Source organism: Oceanicoccus sagamiensis (genome assembly GCF_002117105.1).
GTDB lineage: Bacteria > Pseudomonadota > Gammaproteobacteria > Pseudomonadales > Dasaniaceae > Oceanicoccus > Oceanicoccus sagamiensis.
Genome location: NZ_CP019343.1, coordinates 3,424,427 through 3,442,833, shown reverse-complemented (window position 1 = coordinate 3,442,833; position 18,407 = coordinate 3,424,427). Strand labels below are relative to the sequence as shown.

The 18,407-nt window shown below is 49.3% G+C and carries 15 protein-coding genes and 1 pseudogene; 2 read left to right on the top strand and 14 right to left on the bottom strand.

From position 1 onward, the window contains the following. Positions 1 to 291 precede the first annotated feature (291 nt). From BST96_RS15795 to ccmA, 13 genes and pseudogenes are all read right to left on the bottom strand, one after another. The gene (locus BST96_RS15795) at positions 292 to 906 is read right to left on the bottom strand and encodes a transglycosylase SLT domain-containing protein (RefSeq protein WP_085759628.1); all 615 of its coding nucleotides are present in this window, start codon (positions 904 to 906) and stop codon (positions 292 to 294) included. Positions 907 to 980: 74 nt separating this feature from the next. Then, complete coding sequence (gene ligA, locus BST96_RS15790; protein ID WP_085759627.1) at positions 981 to 3,326, bottom strand: NAD-dependent DNA ligase LigA; 2,346 nt, start codon at positions 3,324 to 3,326, stop codon at positions 981 to 983. Continuing rightward, entirely contained in the window at positions 3,326 to 4,216 is an 891-nt protein-coding gene (gene zipA, locus BST96_RS15785) for a cell division protein ZipA (protein WP_085759626.1), read from the bottom strand. Before zipA ends, ligA begins: the two co-directional genes overlap by 1 nt. 145 nt (positions 4,217 to 4,361) lie before the next feature. Then, on the bottom strand, positions 4,362 to 7,868 hold the full coding sequence (gene smc, locus BST96_RS15780; RefSeq protein ID WP_085759625.1) for a chromosome segregation protein SMC: 3,507 nt from the start codon (positions 7,866 to 7,868) through the stop codon (positions 4,362 to 4,364). A gap of 278 nt (positions 7,869 to 8,146) precedes the next feature. Continuing rightward, entirely contained in the window at positions 8,147 to 9,394 is a 1,248-nt protein-coding gene (gene ccmI / locus BST96_RS15775) for a c-type cytochrome biogenesis protein CcmI (RefSeq protein WP_085759624.1), read from the bottom strand. Beyond that, positions 9,387 to 9,878, bottom strand: coding sequence for a cytochrome c-type biogenesis protein (locus BST96_RS15770; RefSeq protein WP_085759623.1), 492 nt, complete (start codon positions 9,876 to 9,878; stop codon positions 9,387 to 9,389). The genes ccmI and BST96_RS15770 overlap by 8 nt, the downstream gene beginning before the upstream one ends. 1 nt (position 9,879) lies before the next feature. Then, positions 9,880 to 10,452 (bottom strand): DsbE family thiol:disulfide interchange protein, encoded by a 573-nt coding sequence (locus BST96_RS15765; protein WP_085759622.1) that lies wholly within the window; start codon positions 10,450 to 10,452, stop codon positions 9,880 to 9,882. A 4-nt stretch (positions 10,453 to 10,456) separates the two neighbouring features. After that, positions 10,457 to 12,444 (bottom strand): annotated as a pseudogene (locus BST96_RS15760) (heme lyase CcmF/NrfE family subunit). Positions 12,445 to 12,465: 21 nt separating this feature from the next. Then, positions 12,466 to 12,927, bottom strand: a complete 462-nt coding sequence (ccmE, locus tag BST96_RS15755; protein WP_085760562.1) for a cytochrome c maturation protein CcmE — start codon at positions 12,925 to 12,927, stop codon at positions 12,466 to 12,468. 8 nt (positions 12,928 to 12,935) lie between these two features. Beyond that, complete coding sequence (ccmD, locus tag BST96_RS15750) at positions 12,936 to 13,130, bottom strand: heme exporter protein CcmD (RefSeq protein WP_085759621.1); 195 nt, start codon at positions 13,128 to 13,130, stop codon at positions 12,936 to 12,938. A gap of 1 nt (position 13,131) precedes the next feature. Further along, a complete protein-coding gene (locus tag BST96_RS15745; RefSeq protein ID WP_085759620.1) occupies positions 13,132 to 13,875 on the bottom strand; it encodes a heme ABC transporter permease in 744 nt (247 codons plus the stop codon). Positions 13,876 to 14,216: 341 nt separating this feature from the next. Further along, entirely contained in the window at positions 14,217 to 14,909 is a 693-nt protein-coding gene (gene ccmB / locus BST96_RS15740) for a heme exporter protein CcmB (protein WP_085759619.1), read from the bottom strand. After that, positions 14,909 to 15,553, bottom strand: a complete 645-nt coding sequence (ccmA, locus tag BST96_RS15735) for a cytochrome c biogenesis heme-transporting ATPase CcmA (RefSeq protein ID WP_085759618.1) — start codon at positions 15,551 to 15,553, stop codon at positions 14,909 to 14,911. Before ccmA ends, ccmB begins: the two co-directional genes overlap by 1 nt. Before the next feature lie 179 nt (positions 15,554 to 15,732). Between ccmA and fliK the strand changes: the two genes are divergently transcribed. Both fliK and BST96_RS15725 read left to right on the top strand, forming a co-directional pair. Next, positions 15,733 to 17,463: a flagellar hook-length control protein FliK gene (gene fliK / locus BST96_RS15730; protein ID WP_085759617.1), complete on the top strand. Its 1,731-nt coding sequence runs from the start codon at positions 15,733 to 15,735 to the stop codon at positions 17,461 to 17,463. Next, positions 17,460 to 17,771: an EscU/YscU/HrcU family type III secretion system export apparatus switch protein gene (locus BST96_RS15725; protein WP_085759616.1), complete on the top strand. Its 312-nt coding sequence runs from the start codon at positions 17,460 to 17,462 to the stop codon at positions 17,769 to 17,771. The genes fliK and BST96_RS15725 overlap by 4 nt, the downstream gene beginning before the upstream one ends. On the opposite strand, the gene BST96_RS15720 is transcribed toward BST96_RS15725, so the two are convergent. Then, positions 17,768 to 18,250, bottom strand: coding sequence for an SGNH/GDSL hydrolase family protein (locus BST96_RS15720; protein ID WP_157117986.1), 483 nt, complete (start codon positions 18,248 to 18,250; stop codon positions 17,768 to 17,770). The genes BST96_RS15725 and BST96_RS15720 overlap by 4 nt on opposite strands. Between the last annotated feature and the right edge of the window lie 157 nt (positions 18,251 to 18,407).

Genomic DNA, 18,407 nt, shown 5'->3' with positions numbered 1-18,407 from the left:
TTCCCGATAATAATTAGCAAATGACCCGCTCAAGGCCATTTATTTTAGGGGTGTTTACCACCCTCTTTTGGTGTTTTTATTCCGCCCGCGAAAGTGGGCCAGACAAACCCCGCAATTAAACCACAGACTGTGAGGGAATTCAGCCCTTATTGGCTGATTTTATTAGGAAAAATGCCGCATTTAGGCATTTCACAGAAGGGAATTTCATGCATCTTCCTAAGCCACTATCCAACCGACAACTATCAGCCGCATACCCACATGGAAGCTATGGATTATAAGGCAGCAACCGCTCTACCAGAATTGCCACCAGGGCCCTTTTAATTCTTCTTCGCACTTGGCCAACTGGGACGCATAACGACGGGAACGTGCTGATACTTTTTTCGCCACCTTGGTTAACCAGGGCTTCTTTTTAAAGGTACGGCGATTAAACCCCCCATGCCCCTCGTGATAAGCCAAATACAGGTTATAGGTGTCATTAGGTTTGATATAGGATTTTTTACGGCTGGTATGGTTATACCAGCCGACAAAGTCAATCGCATCGTCAAAGTCATCCCTGTCCGCACCGTAGTTGCCACTGCTGCGCATATACCAATCCCAGGTGCCATCTTTAGCTTGCGAATAACCATAAGCGCTCGAAGGTCTGGGGCCGGGAATAAAACCCAGGATTTTGGTACGCGGTGGTTTGGCCTTTTGTTTAAACCGTGATTCCTGATGCATAATCGCCATCATCACCGGGATCGGCGAATTCCAATTATCCCGCGCATCCGCAGCAGCATCGTACCAGTCATCTTTCTCCCGAAAAATCTCACAGAGATTGTCCTGATTTTTTGGTGGGGAGACCGTGCAGCCTGTGGTTAACAGGATAACAGCCAATAAGGCGAGTAAAGGATGTGAGATAAATTTCATAGGTACTTATCTAGTCCATTTATGCGTTCTAGTCCATTTTTATCCAGCGTCATTGCCGCTGAGGTTAGTCTGACTTAAAGGCCGTGTTGCTGCAATAAAACGATTAAAGCCGCCTCATCAATCACATCAACACCCAAGTCCTGAGCTTTCGTTAATTTAGAACCGGCACCTGGGCCTGCAACCACACAATCGGTTTTTTTGGAGACACTGCCCGCTACCTTGGCGCCTAATTGCTGGAGCCTGGCTTTGGCTTCACTGCGCCCCATGGTTTCCAGTGTTCCTGTCACCACGTAGATAAGCCCCTCTAGAGGCAAGGCGTCCACTTGCTGGCGCTCACAGCTCCAGTGCATCGCAAAGTCGAGTAATTGCTGTTCCAGCTGCTGTGCTTTATCGCGGTTATTATGATCAGCAAAAAAGCTGACAACGCTCTCCGCCGCTTTGGCACTCACCTTATCAATAGCGGCAAGGGATGCAACCGAGGCATCTAACAATAAAGCTAAATCGTTAAAATGCTTTGCCAGTGACGCCGCAGTGGTTGGCCCTACCCCCGGAATATTAAAACCGGCAATACACTCTGCCATCGTTATTGCCCCCTGATATTTAGGGCTTATTTCACCCCCATCACTGGCGTTAACACCGACCGCAATCAGATCATCGATCACCGCGGCATTATGTGAATCGGCAAAAAAACCGGTAATTTCATTCGCCACTTCGCGGCCAATATCTGGCAAATTAACTAACAACTGCGGTAAAGCGAGACGAATTTTATCGATACTGCCAAAGACCTCTGCCAGTACTTTGGCAGTCTCTTCACCCACATCGGGTATTCCCAGAGCAAAAATCAGCTTGCTTAAGGGCACGGACTTACGATCAGCAATCGCCGCCAGCAAGTTTTTTGCTGACAGCTCGGCAAAACCTTCCAGCTCTTGCAAATTGTCGAACTGAAGTTTATATAAGTCCGCCGGGCTTTTAACCAAACCTTCGGCCACCAACTGCTCAACAATTTTTTCGCCCAGACCATCTATATCCAACGCCTTGCGAGAGGCATAGTGAATAATCGCCTGGTTTAATTGCGCCTGACAGACCAGACGCCCGACACACCGATAGGCCGCGCCCTCTTCTTCAGTGCGGCTACCCTTGCTGTATTTAACAATTTTAACGCGCTCAACATCGGAGTCACAGACCGGGCAACGCTCCGGGAATTGAATATCTATGGCATCGTCACCCCGACGCTCCAATACCACCTTGGCCACCTGCGGAATAACATCACCGGCGCGGCGTACCACAACGGTATCGTTAATCTTTACCCCCAGCCGCTCAATTTCATCACGATTATGCAAGGTCGCATTGCTAACGGTAACGCCACCGACAAAAACCGGCTCTAAACGCGCAACCGGGGTAATCGCTCCCGTTCGCCCTACTTGAAAATCCACATCTAATAGCTTGGTTATTTCTTCTTCGGCAGGAAATTTATGAGCGATAGCCCAGCGCGGACCTTTGGCGGTAAAGCCCAGTTCTTGCTGTAATTCCAGATCGTCGACTTTGTAAACAATACCATCGATGTCATAGGGTAAGCTGCTGCGCTTGGCCAACAGATAATCATGGTACTCAAGGCAGCCCTGAACATTATCAACAACACGCATTTCGCTATTAATGCGAAAACCCCACTGCTGTAACTGCTCAAGAATAGCGTAATGGCCAGCGGGTAAATCCCCCCCTTCAACCAAGCCAACACTATAGCAACACATTTCCAAAGGCCGCTCGGCGGTAATTCGCGCATCCAACATACGCAGGCTACCCGCAGCTGCATTGCGTGGGTTTACAAAGGTTTTTTCGTCATTGGCACGGGCGCGTTCATTCAGCTCATCAAAGCCTTTTTTCGGCATATAGATTTCGCCGCGCACCTCAATCACATCGGGGTAGCCCTCGCCCATTAAGCGTAGCGGTATGGATTTAATGGTTCTGACATTATGGGTAATATCCTCACCCACTGCCCCATCACCACGGGTTGCACCCCGTTCCAATTTACCATGCCTATAGAGCAGGCTAACGGCAGCCCCGTCTAATTTGGGCTCACAAACCAACCGAAAGGGGGTATCACTCCCCAGACGTTCAGTGATACGCCGGTCAAAATCCAATAACTCTTCGCTGTTAAACACGTTATCCAGTGACAACATGGGAACTTCATGCTGAATCTGCTGAAAACCCTCCAGCGGTTCAGCTCCGACCCGCTGCGTGGGTGACTCGGGATTAACGGCCTCAGGATAGTCCGCCTCTATAGCCTGTAGTTGGCGCATCAGGCGATCATATTCCGCATCCGGCACGGAAGGATCATCCATCGCGTAATAACGGTAGTTATGCTGATTAATCACGGCACGCAACTCGTCGAGTTGCTGGCTGATGGCTGCAGGTAAAGGCATTAGGCGTGGGTAAGCTGACGTCGCTCAAAATCATGCAAACGCTGGCGACAGTGCTCCAGAGTTTGATTAGTCATAGCGCTACGGGATTCATCGAGCATTTCACCGTTAAGGTTACTGACCAGGCATTGGGCGGTTTCCACCATACACTCAAAGGCTTTAATAGGGTCAGCAGGCCCAGGGACACTCATAAAGAAACAAACACCCGGGGTAGAAAAATCATCAATGGTATCGAGATCAAAATAGCCCGGCTCAACGCTATTGGCCATACTAAATTGCACTGCACCATCACCATTAGACTGCTCATGGCGATGGAAAATATTCATCTCACCAAAACGCAAATCACAGGCCAGTAAAATATGCAGTAAGTCCGGGCCTTTAAAGGGCTCGTCTTTTGCCACTATATTAATAACGACAACTTCTTGCTCACCTGTCGCTGTGACAGTTTCAGTGTCTTGCTGGGGTGCAGGAGTTTGCTCCGGCTCAACGGCGGGCTCAGTCACTTCAATATCAGGCTGGCTTTGCTCGGCAACTAATGGCTCAGCCACCAGCTCCGGATGATTATCCTCTGCTCCCGCCTCAACGGAATCCATCAACATAGGAACAGACTGGCCGAGGTCGATATTATTGGAGGGCCGCGGCGGTATATCTTCCATTAATACATCATGAAAGGAAGCACCGTCATTGCCACGACCGACGGGGCGAGCACCACCATTGGGAAGTTCGCTGGAATTACTATCATCAGCGCCACTGGAGTTTAGAAATTGTTTATTGAGCGACATACGGATATTACCCCGCCGCTCATTGCGCATACGGCGATAACCATCGAGTAGTACGACTATAATCAGCAGCACTCCTACAATAATCATCCAGTCACGAACATTTAGTTCCATCGCAGCCTGTTAACCTTTTTGCTTTGTTGGGTTGAACATAGTTGTTCTTCTTATTATTAATCCAGATTCTCTATTGTCAACTCCGGACGTTAAATAGGAAGCTGACATTAAGAGTTCAAGTTATTCCGTTAGTTCATTGCCAGCCTTATAAGGCCGCCAGCTCAGCCGCTTCATCGACATCAACTGTTACCAGACGCGAGACACCCGGCTCGTGCATGGTAACCCCCAATAACTGGTCCGCCATTTCCATGGCGATCTTATTGTGGGTGATATAAATAAACTGTACCTGCTTGGACATTTCTTTAACCAGGCGAGCATAGCGGCCCACATTGGCATCATCCAACGGCGCATCAACCTCATCCAACATACAGAACGGGGCTGGGTTAAGGCGGAAGATAGAAAATACCAGAGCGATAGCCGTTAGCGCTTTTTCACCACCGGACAATAAATGGATGGTACTGTTACGCTTGCCCGGTGGCCGCGCCATAATCGCAATACCGGTATCCAGCAAATCATCGCCGGTCATCTCAAGGTAGGCGGTACCGCCACCAAAGACTTTCGGGAACAACTCCTGCAAGCTGCTATTAACCTGCTCAAAGGTATCTTTAAAACGCTGACGGGTTTCTTTATCAATTTTATGGATAGCATTTTCCAACGTCGATAAAGCTTCTTCCAAATCGTCGTTTTGAGCATCCAAATAGGTTTTGCGCTCGGACTGCGACTTATACTCATCAATCGCTGCCAGGTTAATCGCACCAAGGCGGGCGACACGCCGGGCAATACTCTCCAGATTGTCATTCCAGATTTTTTCTTCGGCACCTTCGGGCAGATTTTCCAATACGGTTTCAAGATCGTACTGTGTTTCAATCAACTGCTCTTCCAGTGCACGGCGACGAACTTGCAAGCCTTGCACTTCAACCCGGCCTCTTTCCAACTCACTGCGAACAGTTTGGGCTCGGGCTTCAATACCGCTGCGCTTACCTTCTGATTCACGCATTTTGTGTTCAACGTCATCAACACCACGGCGCGCTTCGGATAATTCTTCTTCAATCACCAAACGTGCTTCAAGCTGAGTTTCCAACTCAAGCTTCATTTCTTCTATAGGTTCATCAGCACCGGCAATTCCCTCTTGCAAGGTAGTACGACGGCCTTCCAGTTGTTGCACCTGATTGCGAGTACGCTCAATATTTTGGCTCATTGAATCCAGCTGTGCACGCAGCGACTGATAGCGCATCGCTAACTGGTGTGCTGAATCTTTATCATGACGAGCGCTTTGGCGAGCCTGATCTAAAACCTTGCGGCACTCATCGCGTCTGGCCAATAAAGTCTCGCGCTGATTAGAATCCTCTTCCATCCCCTCAATAGCTTCCGACAAAATCATCCGCGCTTCGCCCAGGCTTTCCTGTTCGAGCTGGAACTGCTCACGGCTTTCATCGATTTCTGTATTGAGGCGATCGCGGCGTGAGCTGATTTGCTCTACCCGTACCTGCTTGGCGCTTAAGTCTGAGCGTAATTCATTGTGCTTGCTATTTTGCGACTGTACCGTGCGCTGTAATTCTTCACGCTGAGCCTCAAGGTCTCGCAGCGCCTGACGGCCTGCTGATAAAGACTCATCCAGAGTTTCTACCCGCTCTTCTATCTCAGCGATACTAGCGGTTAGTTCTTCCAGTTCTTGCTGACGCTGAAGCACACCGGCCTGCTCATCAGAGTCTTTGGCAACACGCAACCAGTTAGAGCCAATCCATAAACCATCAGCAGTCACTACCGATTCATTGGCGGCTAATTGTGAACGCAGGGCCAAAGCCTGACTTAGATCAGCAGCGGTATAAATACCCGCCAATAAACCCTGCGCCTGCTGGCCGCTTTCAATTTTGCTGGCCAAAGTATCAGCGATATCACTACCGGCAAAAGCAGCACCACTGTTATCTAATAAGGTAATACTGCCCTGCTCCAGCTTTCCAGCCAGTTCGGCAACCGCATCAATACCCTCAACGCAAACGGCCTGTAAATGATCACCCAAAACCGTTTCAACAGCCTTCTCCCAGCCACTGGCCACTTTCAGGTTTTCCGCTAAACGGGCATTGCCATCCAGCGCATTGGATTGCAGCCAATCACTGATAGCCCCTTGTTGGCGACCTAGCGCAGCTTGCTGTAAGGCTTCTAAAGAAGCATGGCGACCGCGCTTGCTTTGCAGCTCACTGCGGGCTTTATCCAACTCATCGCCCAGAGACGTGTTTTTCTCGCGGTGGTGGTTAATTTGTTCGGACTGATCATCCAGCTTTTGTTGCTGCTCTTCGGCATGAAGCTCTGCTTCGGCCAACTGTTCGCTCAACAATTCAATTTCTTCTTCAACCGGACCGGCACTCAGACCGGCCTTCTCTTCTTCCAGCTTCTCAATACGCTGCTGAATCCGTTGCAAGGCCTGCTCTAAATGCTGGATACGGGACTGCTGTACTTCCGCTTTTTGGCGTGGCTCCAGTGCTTTCTGGTTAAAGTCGTCCCACTGCTGCTGCCATTCCTGCATTGCTTCTTCAGCAGCCAATAGCGTCGCTGCGGTTTCTTCTTCAGAGCCCTGAGCCAATTCCAGCTCCGGTTGAATCTCTTCAATCTCCGCACTCCAGCGCTCCTGCTTCTCAGAGTCGGTGACCAAATGCTCTTTGGACTCCTGATAGCTGCGCTCGGTCTGCTGTAAATCTTCTTTTAGCTGGCGACTGCGCTCCTGCTGATGCTGGATAGACTGTTCAGCCCGTGCAATCTCAGCACCCACCCCATAAAAACGGGCCTGTACTTCGTTAAACCTGTCCATTAAATCGGTATGAACATCGCGGAACTTCTCAATATCGGCATCCACGGCACGCTGCTCGGCAATCACCGCTTCCAACTTAACTTCCAGATCGCGGATACTTTGCTCGTAGCCTTTGACCTGAACATCCAGTCCTTTCCACTGCAAGGCCTGCAATTGGGCTTTTAGTAAGCGCTCTTCTTTTTTCAGTTCGGTATAGCGCTCGGCGGCCTGGGCCTGACGCTGAAGATGCTGTAATTGACGCTCTAGCTCGTCCCGCAAATCCGTGAGTCGCTCAAGGTTTTCCAAGGTGCGGCGCATACGGTTTTCAGTTTCGCGACGACGCTCTTTGTATTTGGAGATACCCGCAGCTTCTTCAATAAAAACCCGCAGTTCTTCTGGCTTGGATTCAATCAAACGGGAAATCATGCCCTGCTCGATAATCGCATAGGAGCGCGGCCCCAAGCCGGTACCCAGGAAGATATCGGTAATATCCCGGCGGCGACACTTGGTGCCGTTCAGGTAGTATTCGGAAATGGCTTCGCGGGTCACTTTACGGCGAATGGCAATTTCAGCAAAACGGGCGTACTCGCCACCGACAGTGCCGTCGCTATTATCAAAGACCAATTCGATGGAAGCCTGACCGACGGGTTGACGGTTAACCGAGCCGTTAAAAATAACGTCGGTCATATTTTCGCCACGCAGGTTTTTAGCGGAACTCTCACCCATTACCCAACGCACCGCATCGATAATATTCGATTTACCACAGCCGTTAGGGCCGACTACACAGCCAAGATTGGATGGAAATGACACATTGGTCGGGTCGACAAAGGATTTAAACCCTGCCAGCTTGATACTTTTTAGTCGCATTCTACTTTAACTTTAATAGATAAGTATTTGTATTTATTAGAATAAATCATTCTATGACAGGCGCTGAATCCACGCCGCCAATTCCCCAAAAAACTCGACGTAGTGTATAGCTTTTAACGGGGAAGGACTACGCCGATTGAATGCTTTTTTGGATTTTTTTTGTGGCCACTGACGACGAGGATTTCTACTCTGCAGGGTGGATTACTATCCACCGGTCATGACAGGCTTATGGCTGAGCTTGGCGGATTATAATCGACCCTACTGTTGGCAGGTGGGGGCTATTTGACCAGCTGGTTGATGGTCAAGGTTAAATTATCAGCCGGGGAAGCGGTATTAACTGGGCCGAATAAGCCTTCAATATCCCCTGGACCTCGGTTGGCAATCCCGTTTTTAGAAATCCGCGCCACCAACTCCACCTGCTCAAAACCGGACAATTTAAAGCCTGGGGCCATAGCCATGGAATCATCCAGTGTAATCGTGGCGGGCAAATCAGCCACCGTCATTCTGGCCACCGCCAAAGGCATGCGCGGGCCGCCTACCGCTCGGGCAAAGACAAATACCGAAGCACCGCTATCGACCTGAATACTGCCACCTATCGCCACATTAACCTGCAAACTAACAGCACCCTGCTCAACCGGCGCTGGCGTTTCCGCCACTTCAACACCGCTCTCGCGCAATAATTCTTTAGCCTGCTCGATACCCGCGGTAATCATCTGGCGATTGGGTGATACCGGCCCCAGCATGGGCAACAACCGCTCCCAGTAATTAATCGCCTGCTGGAAATCACCCTCTTCAAAATAGGCAATCCCCATCATGCCCAACACCGTGGGCTGTTGTGGGTTAAGGCTAAGGGCCTTATCGGCAAGGGCTCTAACCTTATCCGTTAGCATACGACCTGATGACAGATAAAGGGCTTGGGCATATTGAGCCAACACTGAGGGGTCTTCAGGGTAGACCAGAGATAAACGTTGATAGGCATCCGTCGCCGCTGGATAGTTACCTAACTCCATCTGAGTTCTGCCCACCAACATCAAATAATGCGGGTCTTCCGGGCGTTGATCTAAACGCTCATTGAGCTGGTTCACCAATTGGGTAACGTCCTGCTCAGTGCTTTGACCAGCTGCGGCCTTTTGCCGGGTTTGTTTAAGTGTTTGGGTAATTTCCCAGTCGGCTTTGGCGCCGGTTTGCTGATAAATCAAAAGACCTGCAACGGGAATGGATAAAGCCAATAAAACCAGCACAGAGGTTGCTGGCCTGGCACTCGATATAGCAACCTCGGCACTACCCGCCTCAGCATCATCCAGTAAACGCCGCTCCAGCTCAGTTTTTAGTGTCTGGAATTCTTCTTCAGTAATCACCGCTTCACGGTGATCTTTTTCCAACTCCTGCAAACGGTCCTTAAACAGAGCAACGTTAACCTCTTTGCGCTCACCACTTTGCACACTGCGATTTAACATAAGCGGTGTTAATACAAACAGTGCCGCCAGGGCTGCCAGCAGTAGCGATACCAGTAAAAACTCAGGCATTGGGTTTATCCTTATTATTATCAGCCGCCGCTAATAAATCTTGTAGTCGTTGTTGCTCATCAGTATCAAGACTGGCACTGTCGGTATTGGATACAGATGGCGCAGACTTTTGACGCTTAAACACCATCACCATCACAACAATACCGATTAGTAAAAAAATACCTGGCGCCAACCAAAGCACCGCGGTCTCGGCATTAAATCGGGGGCGATACAATACAAACTCCCCGTAGCGCTCAACCATAAACTCAACAATCTGCGCATCGGATTGCCCATCTTCTAATAAGCGGTGCAATTCGCGGCGCAAATCTTTGGCGATAGGAGCATTAGAGCCATCTAAATTTTGGTTTTGGCATTTGGGGCAGCGCAGCTCATCAATAAACTGGTGATAGCGCTCACGGTTAACTTCATTCCCAAACTCATAGGTTTCAACCACAGCCGTGGCAAAAGGAGAAATTAAACACAGCAATAATAGCAGATATTTCATGCTACACACCCCCCTGCGCTTGTTGCTCAGACTCTAACTGTTCCATTAAGGGTTGGAATTTTTCCTGCCAGACAGTTTCATTAATAGGCCCCTGAAAGCGCATACGCACAAAGCCGCGATGATCGATCACATAGGTTTCCGGCGCACCGGTCACCCCCATATCCAAACCAAGGCGCCCCATGGGGTCAAAGATATTTAAGCGATAAGGGTTGCCTTTATCTTGCAACCAGCGCAGCGCGGCCGGGGCCTTATCCTTGTAGTTAACACCGTAAATAGTGATACCCTTTTCCGTCGCCAGATAATTTAAATAGCCATGTTCGACATGACAGGAAGGACACCAGGTCGCCCACACATTAATCAGGGCAATCTTGCCCACCAAATCACGCTGCTGAAGCTGAACCGAAGGGTCTTCCAATTGCGCCAAATTAAAGGCGGGAAATGACTTGTTCACCAAGGCCGAGGGCAAGTCCTGTGGATTATATTCTCCGTCGCCAATCCGGCTGACCATAATATAAAAAAACAAAGCCACTACAACAAAGGCAATCAACGGTAAAAATAATTTAAAACGCTGCATAGGCTTAAGCCACCTTCACACTGGAGGAAGCTGGACTAACTGCCGGTTTATCGTCCTTAACCTTTAAACGATAACGCTTATCCGCCGCTGCCAATGTGCCCCCAAAGCCCATCAAGATAGCGCCAAGCCACATCCAGCGAACAAAGGGTTTGTAATGAACACGAACCGCCCAGGCACCTTCACCCAGAGGCTCACCCAGCGCCACATAGAGATCGCGAAAGAAACCATTCTCGATATCCGCCTCAGTCATAACCTGACCTTGCTGGGCGTTATAGCTGCGTTTTTGCGGGTTAAGTGTGGCAATGGTTTTACCGTCAACACTGACCGTAATCACACCTTCATCGCCTTTATAGTTAGGGCCTTCGATGGTACGTGTGCCTTGAAATTGAAACTGGTAACCCGCCAGAGTGACTTCATCACCGGGCACCATACGCAGGTCACGCTCCAAATTATACTGACTGGTGAGGCAGACCCCCAACGCGCAAACAGCAAAACCTATATGGGCAATCACCATGCCGTAGTAAGCACGACCCAAGCGAGATAGACCGGCTGACAGGCTCGATGCATTGCGCAGCTTATCTTTTAGATCAGCAAAGATCGACAGGATAACCCAGGCCGAAAAACACACCGCCAATGCCGAGGCGATATTATAGTCCTCACCATAAAGCAGCGGGAATAAGACCCCCACTACAACACTGGCCGCCGCCGCTATCGATAGCCGGGCTTTTAAATAAGACGCTTTGGTTTTTTTCCAATGAGCGCTAGGGCCTATGCCCATAAACACCATCAGGATAGCCATCAATGGCACAAATACCGCATTAAAATACGGCGGGCCTACGGAGTATTTACCAAAGCCCAAACCATCCATAATCAATGGGAACAAGGTACCAAATAACACCGTCAGCAAGGCCGCCAAAAAGACCACATTATTGACCAGCAATAACATTTCACGGGACAGCCACTCATAGTGACTTTTACTGGATACGGTGGGCGCTCTAAAGGCATATAAGGTTAATGACCCCCAACAACCAACGCCAAAAAGCCCAGAATAAATAAGCCCCTCTCTGGATCAGCAGCAAACGAATGCACTGAGGTCAGCACACCGGAGCGCACCAGAAAGGTACCCAACAGACTTAAAGAAAAAGCAAAAATCGCCAGCAGTACGGTCCAGCTTTTAAAGACACCGCGCTTTTCGGTTACCGACAACGAATGGATTAAAGCTGTACCCACCAACCAGGGCATAAAGGAGGCATTTTCCACCGGGTCCCAAAACCACCAACCGCCCCAACCTAATTCGTAATAGGCCCACCAACTGCCAAGGGCAATACCAATGGTTAAAAAGGCCCAGGCTATATTAGTCCAGGGACGTGACCAGCGAGCCCAGGCTGCGTCTAAACGACCACTGCTTAAGGCCGCAATGGCAAAGGCAAAGGCCACCGAAAAACCCACATAACCAAAGTACAACATGGGCGGATGTACGATTAAGCCAAAGTCTTGCAGCAAGGGGTTCAAATCACTGCCATCCATTGGTGAGTTGGGCAGATGGCGATCAAAAGGGTTGGAGGTCAACAAACTAAACAAAAGAAAGCCCACAGAGATCATGCCCATAACGGACAGCACTCGGGCCAGCATATCTACCGGCAACTGGCGACTAAAGATCGCCACGGCCAAACTCCACATAGAAAGAATCAACACCCAAAGCAGTAGCGAACCTTCGTGGTTGCCCCATACTGCACTGAGTTTATACATCCAGGGTAACTGGCTATTGGAATGGGCCGCTACCACTTTAACGGTAAAGTCATCTTGCAAAAATAGAAAGCTCAACACCGCAAAAGCAATCGCAATAAAAGTAAATTGCCCCGCAGCCAGCGAACGACTTAGCGCCATCATATACTGGTTGCCGGTCAAAGCCCCCCATAGCGGCACGCCGGATTGTAAAAGAGCCAAACAAAGGGCAAGGATTAAAGCAAAATGTCCGTATTCAGGAATCATTCAAGCATCTCGTTATTGAGTTTAATAGGCCGGTTTGTTACCGGTCTTATCACTGGATTCTGCCGCCGAGTCTAATGCGGATTGCACTTCCGGGGGCATATAATTTTCATCGTGTTTGGCCAGTACTTCAGTGGCCTGAAAGACACCGTTGTTATCCAGCATCCCCATGGCAACCACGCCCTGCCCTTCATCAAACAGGTCTGGCAGGATACCGGTATACACAACGGGTACCTGTGCTTCGTAATCAGTCACAATAAAATCGACCCGCAAGCTTTGGCTGTCGCGCTTAATACTACCTTCTAGCACCATACCACCGGCTCGAATAGCTTTACCTACTGGGGCTTTACCCGCGGCAATATCTGCCGGGGGATAAAACAGATTAATATTTTCACGTAGCGCAAAACTGGCCAGAGCCACAGCGATAGCTGTGCCAAAAACAATAAACAACACAATAATCAAACGCTGTTTTCTAACTGGGTGCATCGCCATTATTAACCCTCTGCCTGTTGCTGAATACGCTGCTCACGTTTGGCCAGCATGGCTTGTTCGGTAAAAAATTGACGATTTTTACGTAGGGGGACAAGGAATAAAGTGGCCAGTACCACAAAGGCTATGGCATAGACCGACCAGACAAAAATACCGTGGCCTTCCATCGACATAAACGCGGCCAAACTATCAAACTGCATATTAAGCTAACCTCTTGGCAACCAGTTCTTTTACCCACTTGGTATTACGCTCTCGTACCAGAATTTCACTGCGACTATGCATCAGCAGCAGCAAGGTATAAAAACAATAGAAACCCGCAATCATAATTAATAAGGGCTGCAACATATCCGAGTGCATGGTGGACTCTTCTGTCAGCTTTAACGTAGCGGGCTGGTGCAGGCTATTCCACCACTCTACTGACCAGTAGATTATAGGAATGTTCACCGTCCCAACCAAACTTAATACCGCACAGGCTTTGCTGGCGGAAACATTATCTTCAAAGGCTTCGTAGAGGGCGATAACACCTAAGTATAAAAAGAACAGAATAAGCATTGACGTCAGCCGCGCATCCCATACCCAGTAGGTTCCCCAGGTAGGTTTACCCCAAAGGGCGCCGCTAATCAGCGAAATAAAGGCCATACCGGCGCCAATGGGTGCTGCGCATTTCATCACCACTTCAGCCAGCTTCATTTTCCAGATCAGGCTGATTGCCGCAGCAAAGGCCATTAACATATAACCGGCCAGCGCTATCGCGGATGACGGCACATGCACATAGATAATGCGGTAACTATTGCCCTGCCTGAAGTCGGCGGGTGCATAGGCCAAGCCCCAAACCGTGCCGACCAGTAATAAGCCAAACGATAAGATGGCAATCCATGGCAGCCATTGACCGCTGATTTGGTAAAACCAGCGCGGTGAGCCCATTTTATGGAAAAAAGTCCACATACTATTTATATCTGCCCGCTTTATAGCTATCCGTTAACAATGACGGTGATTTAACCGTCCGACATTATACAAGAAACCACCACAGCCGATAGCCAATAGCTTGATTATTAAGCCATTTTGATCGGCGAATACACACAAGCGGTTTGTTGACCTGCATCAATGTCGCTAAACCTTACAGTTAGTAGGCTTATACCCATCATTATAAAATTCAGGAGAACACGATGACCGACCATACTATTGACGATGCCACCACTTGGAAACGCGTTGCCATGGTAGTTGCTGGGCTACTAGGCGTTACCGCAGGGTTACTGATTGCCGTTAGTATCATTACTTAAGTGTGTTTAGTTATCGGCACTAATTCTAACGCTGGCGGCTATAGCCAGGGGTGCCAGCGTTACTGCCAGTGCCAAAAACGCCCCCAAAATGGCTAGCTGCCCCATATAGTCAAAACCATCCACTGCCGCTTTGACGCTACTCACGCCAAAAATCAGTACCGGTATATAGAGCGGCAAGATAATGAGCGACAACAATAAGCCCCCTTTACGTAAACCCACGGTTAAACCGGCACCAATCGCACCAATAAAACTTAAACTTGCTGTGCCCATGGCCATGGCCATCATTAAGGCTGCCATACCGGTAAACGGCAACTGTAATAACAGCCCCAGCACCGGGGATAATAAGGTTAAGGGGAAACCGGTTAACAACCAATGCGCCACTGTTTTGGCCGTCACTTGTATATATAAAGACACCGGACTAATCAGCATTAACTCCAAACTGCCATCATCATAGTCACTGCGAAATAAGGTATCGCTGGATAGCAAGCAAGCTAACAGGGCGACCACCCATAAAATCCCCGGTGCCAATACCGCCAACTGCTTCGGGTCCGGTCCTATACCCAAAGGAAATAGCGAACACACCATTAAAAAGAACACCAATGGATTCATAAAATCACTGCGGCGACGGAAGGCCAGCAGTAAATCCCGCTTTAGGGTGGCGAGAAAGGTAGCTGCCAATGAGGGGGCTTGATAATCCATTACTGGCCTCCCAGGCGAATACGCTGGACCGAGGCATCCAATGTCAGCTCGTGGTGCGTGGTTAAAATCACCGTGCCGCCATTGGCGGCATAGTCGGCAATCCAGGATTCCAATTCAGCCACACCTTGTTTATCAATCGCGGTAAACGGTTCATCCAATATCCATAGAGCAGCATCCCCTAAAAACAAGCGCGCCAAACCAACCCGGCGCTGCTGCCCGGCCGATAAAGTAAAACAGGCGGCATCTTCATAGCCATATAAACCCACCTTATCCAAGGCCGCCATTATGGCCTTGGTGGCCTGCTCTGCTTTGAGCCCTATCAGGGCAGCATGCCATTGCAGATTTTCACGGGGGCTTAAGGCAGCTTTAACACCGGAGTTATGGCCCAGATACAGTAGCTGAGAATGATAGGCGGACTTTACTTTAGCAACCGGCTGTCCCTGCCAGCATATCTCACCGCTATAACGGAAAGACAGGCCACATAGCACCCGCAGCAACGTAGTTTTACCGCTACCGTTAGGCCCTTCGACCTGATAGATACGGCCCGGCTCAATGCTCAGGTTTAAGTTATCCACCAACACTCGGCTATCGCGTTCGCAGCAGAGGTGATCAGTGGTTAGTAAAGGAGGTAATGACGGGCTCAAGGCGTTTCAGCTCAAATTGTGGTGATTCGGTAAAATTACCTGCAAGTTATTGTTATCTCGGCCGCTATAGTAACAATGAAAGTAGCCTTCTATATACCCTCATTCGCTAAAGATAACAGCCTGCGCCTGTTATCTGCGTTCAAGACAGCTATTATATACACAATCATCAGGGTATCCCTATGAGCGTTTCATCAGTAAACGCGGCAGTGGGTGCTCTGGTTCAGCAGATACTTCCACAATTATCCCCAGCGGTGGTGGAAGCCATGCTTAACTCAGCGTCGCAAAGGGCGACAGCAAACCCAGCAACTATGGCCGTAACTGTTGATTCACTAATCAATCAGCTTATCCCCCTGAAACCGACGTCGGGTGGCAATCTGGCGGCTGCGGCAAAAGCGGGCATTCTTGAGGCGGTGGTCATATCCAGCCAGGCGACTAACGCCAACACCTTAACCGGTAAACCCGCTGTAAATGCTGAACTGTTAAAACCTGCCCCGCCTACCAATCACGCGACCAATAACAGCGAGCAACAGTTTAAGGTAAAAATCAGCGCCAATAATCAATCCTTTGAACTGCTAACCAGAGTACCGATTCCAAACGGTAGCAAAATTCAGCTCAGCGTGGCGCAAAATAATCTGGCGACCATTTTAACGATTGCCAGCCCCAACCCAAGCCAAACATTGGCGCAATCAGCGGCGCCGGGACAGACACAGATACAAGCGCAAGCAGCACCCACCAGCACTGCCAGTAAAACCACCCTAAGCCCATCACTGACAAACCCCGCGGTTGATGGCAGCGCCAGAAAAGCGGCAATCAATACACCGGTAGTTAATAATACGGTTAAAACCGAAGCCGGGCCTTTGAATAATCGCCCCGCGATAGAACAAGGCTTAAGACAAGCCCTGCCGCAGCAGCAACCCCTTAAAAATTTATTGCCGCTAATACAACAGATTGTGCAGCAACCGCCGCAGCAAATTCCCAAAGAGCTCCTGCAAAACCTGAATACGCTATTGCAGCAATTTCCAACCTCACAACAGGCGCAACAAGCCAAACCTTTGCAGCAGGCGCTAAATAATAATGGTATTTTCTTTGAGGCCAAGCTGGCGCAGCAACCGGCAAAAACTGCCAACACTAATACAGAGACGACACGACTGGGCAGCACTAGCGGCAGCCCGATAAGTCAGGATACTAAAGCACTATTGCAACGGCTGGTCGCCCAGGTCGATAAAAGCACTGCCACCTCCCCCCCAAACCCGACCAGCACCACACCAAGCCCACTAATTAATATCGCCACTACGGGCTCCGATGAGGGTAAAAATCCGCTAACCTATAGCCCTGCCGCAGCACCGTCTTTGACCGCTGATATCCCGATTCCAGCCAGCACGAGTCAGGCCAGTGCAGAAAAAAATGTGGATATATTACTTAGACAGCTCAGCAATCAATTACTGGCCAGCTTGGCACGCACGCAACTTAACCAACTGGAAAGCCTTGCCGCCAGACAAGCCAACACCCCGGACGGTCAGGCCCCGGTTAATAGCTGGACCATGGAACTCCCTATCGTCCATGGCAAAAATATTGATAGTCTTGAACTGCGTATTGACCAGCATTTGATAGAAGGCGAAGAACAAGGCGGCACTGCCGATGGCACCAAGCAATGGACTGTGATGCTGGCCTTCGATCTTCATGCGCTGGGTAGAATGAATGTGCAGCTTAAAATTATCGACACATCTGTATCGGCAGTGGTGTGGTCACAATACGAAAACACCCACCGGGAAGTACAGCAACAGATTACAAGCTTAAGCAAAAGTCTGGAAAAAGTGGGCGTGACCGTTAAACAGGTCGATTGCCAACTGGGGCTGCCACCGAAAAATAATTTACCGATCTATAAGCAATTAGTGGATGTGCGAACATGAGTGAATTTGAACCCGGTCATAAAGAAAGAAAGGCGGCGGCCTTACAGTATGATGGCAAGAACGCCCCCACTGTTTCCGCTGCCGCCAGCGGAGAGCTGGCTGAAGAAATTATTGAAATTGCTCGACAGCATGGCATTCCATTATTTGAAAATGAGGCACTGCTTAAGCTACTGATGGATATTGGTGTTGGCGAAGAAATTCCTGAGACACTTTACCTCTGTATTGCTCAGGTCATTGCCTTTGCCTATCAAATTCAAGGCAAGTTTCCCGAGGGATGGGACCCAATAACAGAATCGGTTAGCACTTAATAAAGCACTCTCCAGGCGTTCTCAGCAATCTCCATACTGCCTAAATTATCAGGGTGCAGCCCATCCAACAGCCTATCGGTATTAGCGATTATTTTTAAACCGCGCTGTTCACAGATAAAAACAATACCCTCGTTAAGCGGATTAGCCAGCGTTGTAAATACGGTATTATAGGAATAAGTCATACAGACAGGCTCTAAACCATGGAATGCAATAATATCCAGTGTAGACTCATATAAATCCAGCACATCCCCCAGAAAGGCCCCATGAAAGAGGTCATTAAAGCCTAGCGCGAGTACTCCATACTGGTAGTTATTGGCCAGCCCTGAATCAATTATCGTTTGCTCAACATTATAATCCTGCAGCGTCCAGCTCGGCCGACAATCATGCCAAACCTTATCATCAATTAAGGTTTTTAAATGCTCCGGCCACCCCGTCACCTTGCCATGACTAAATCCTATTGAATCGCAGAAAACAGCCACACCCGCTGCCCCTGGAACCGAGCCCTCCTCGGGTTCGACAGCACAGCCTGATACAAACATCAGACAAAGTAAGATATAGAAGAAATACCTCTTCACCCTATCGCGCCCCTACCCCAATTATTGAAGCTTATATAGGTAAGACACTTATCGAAGGTAA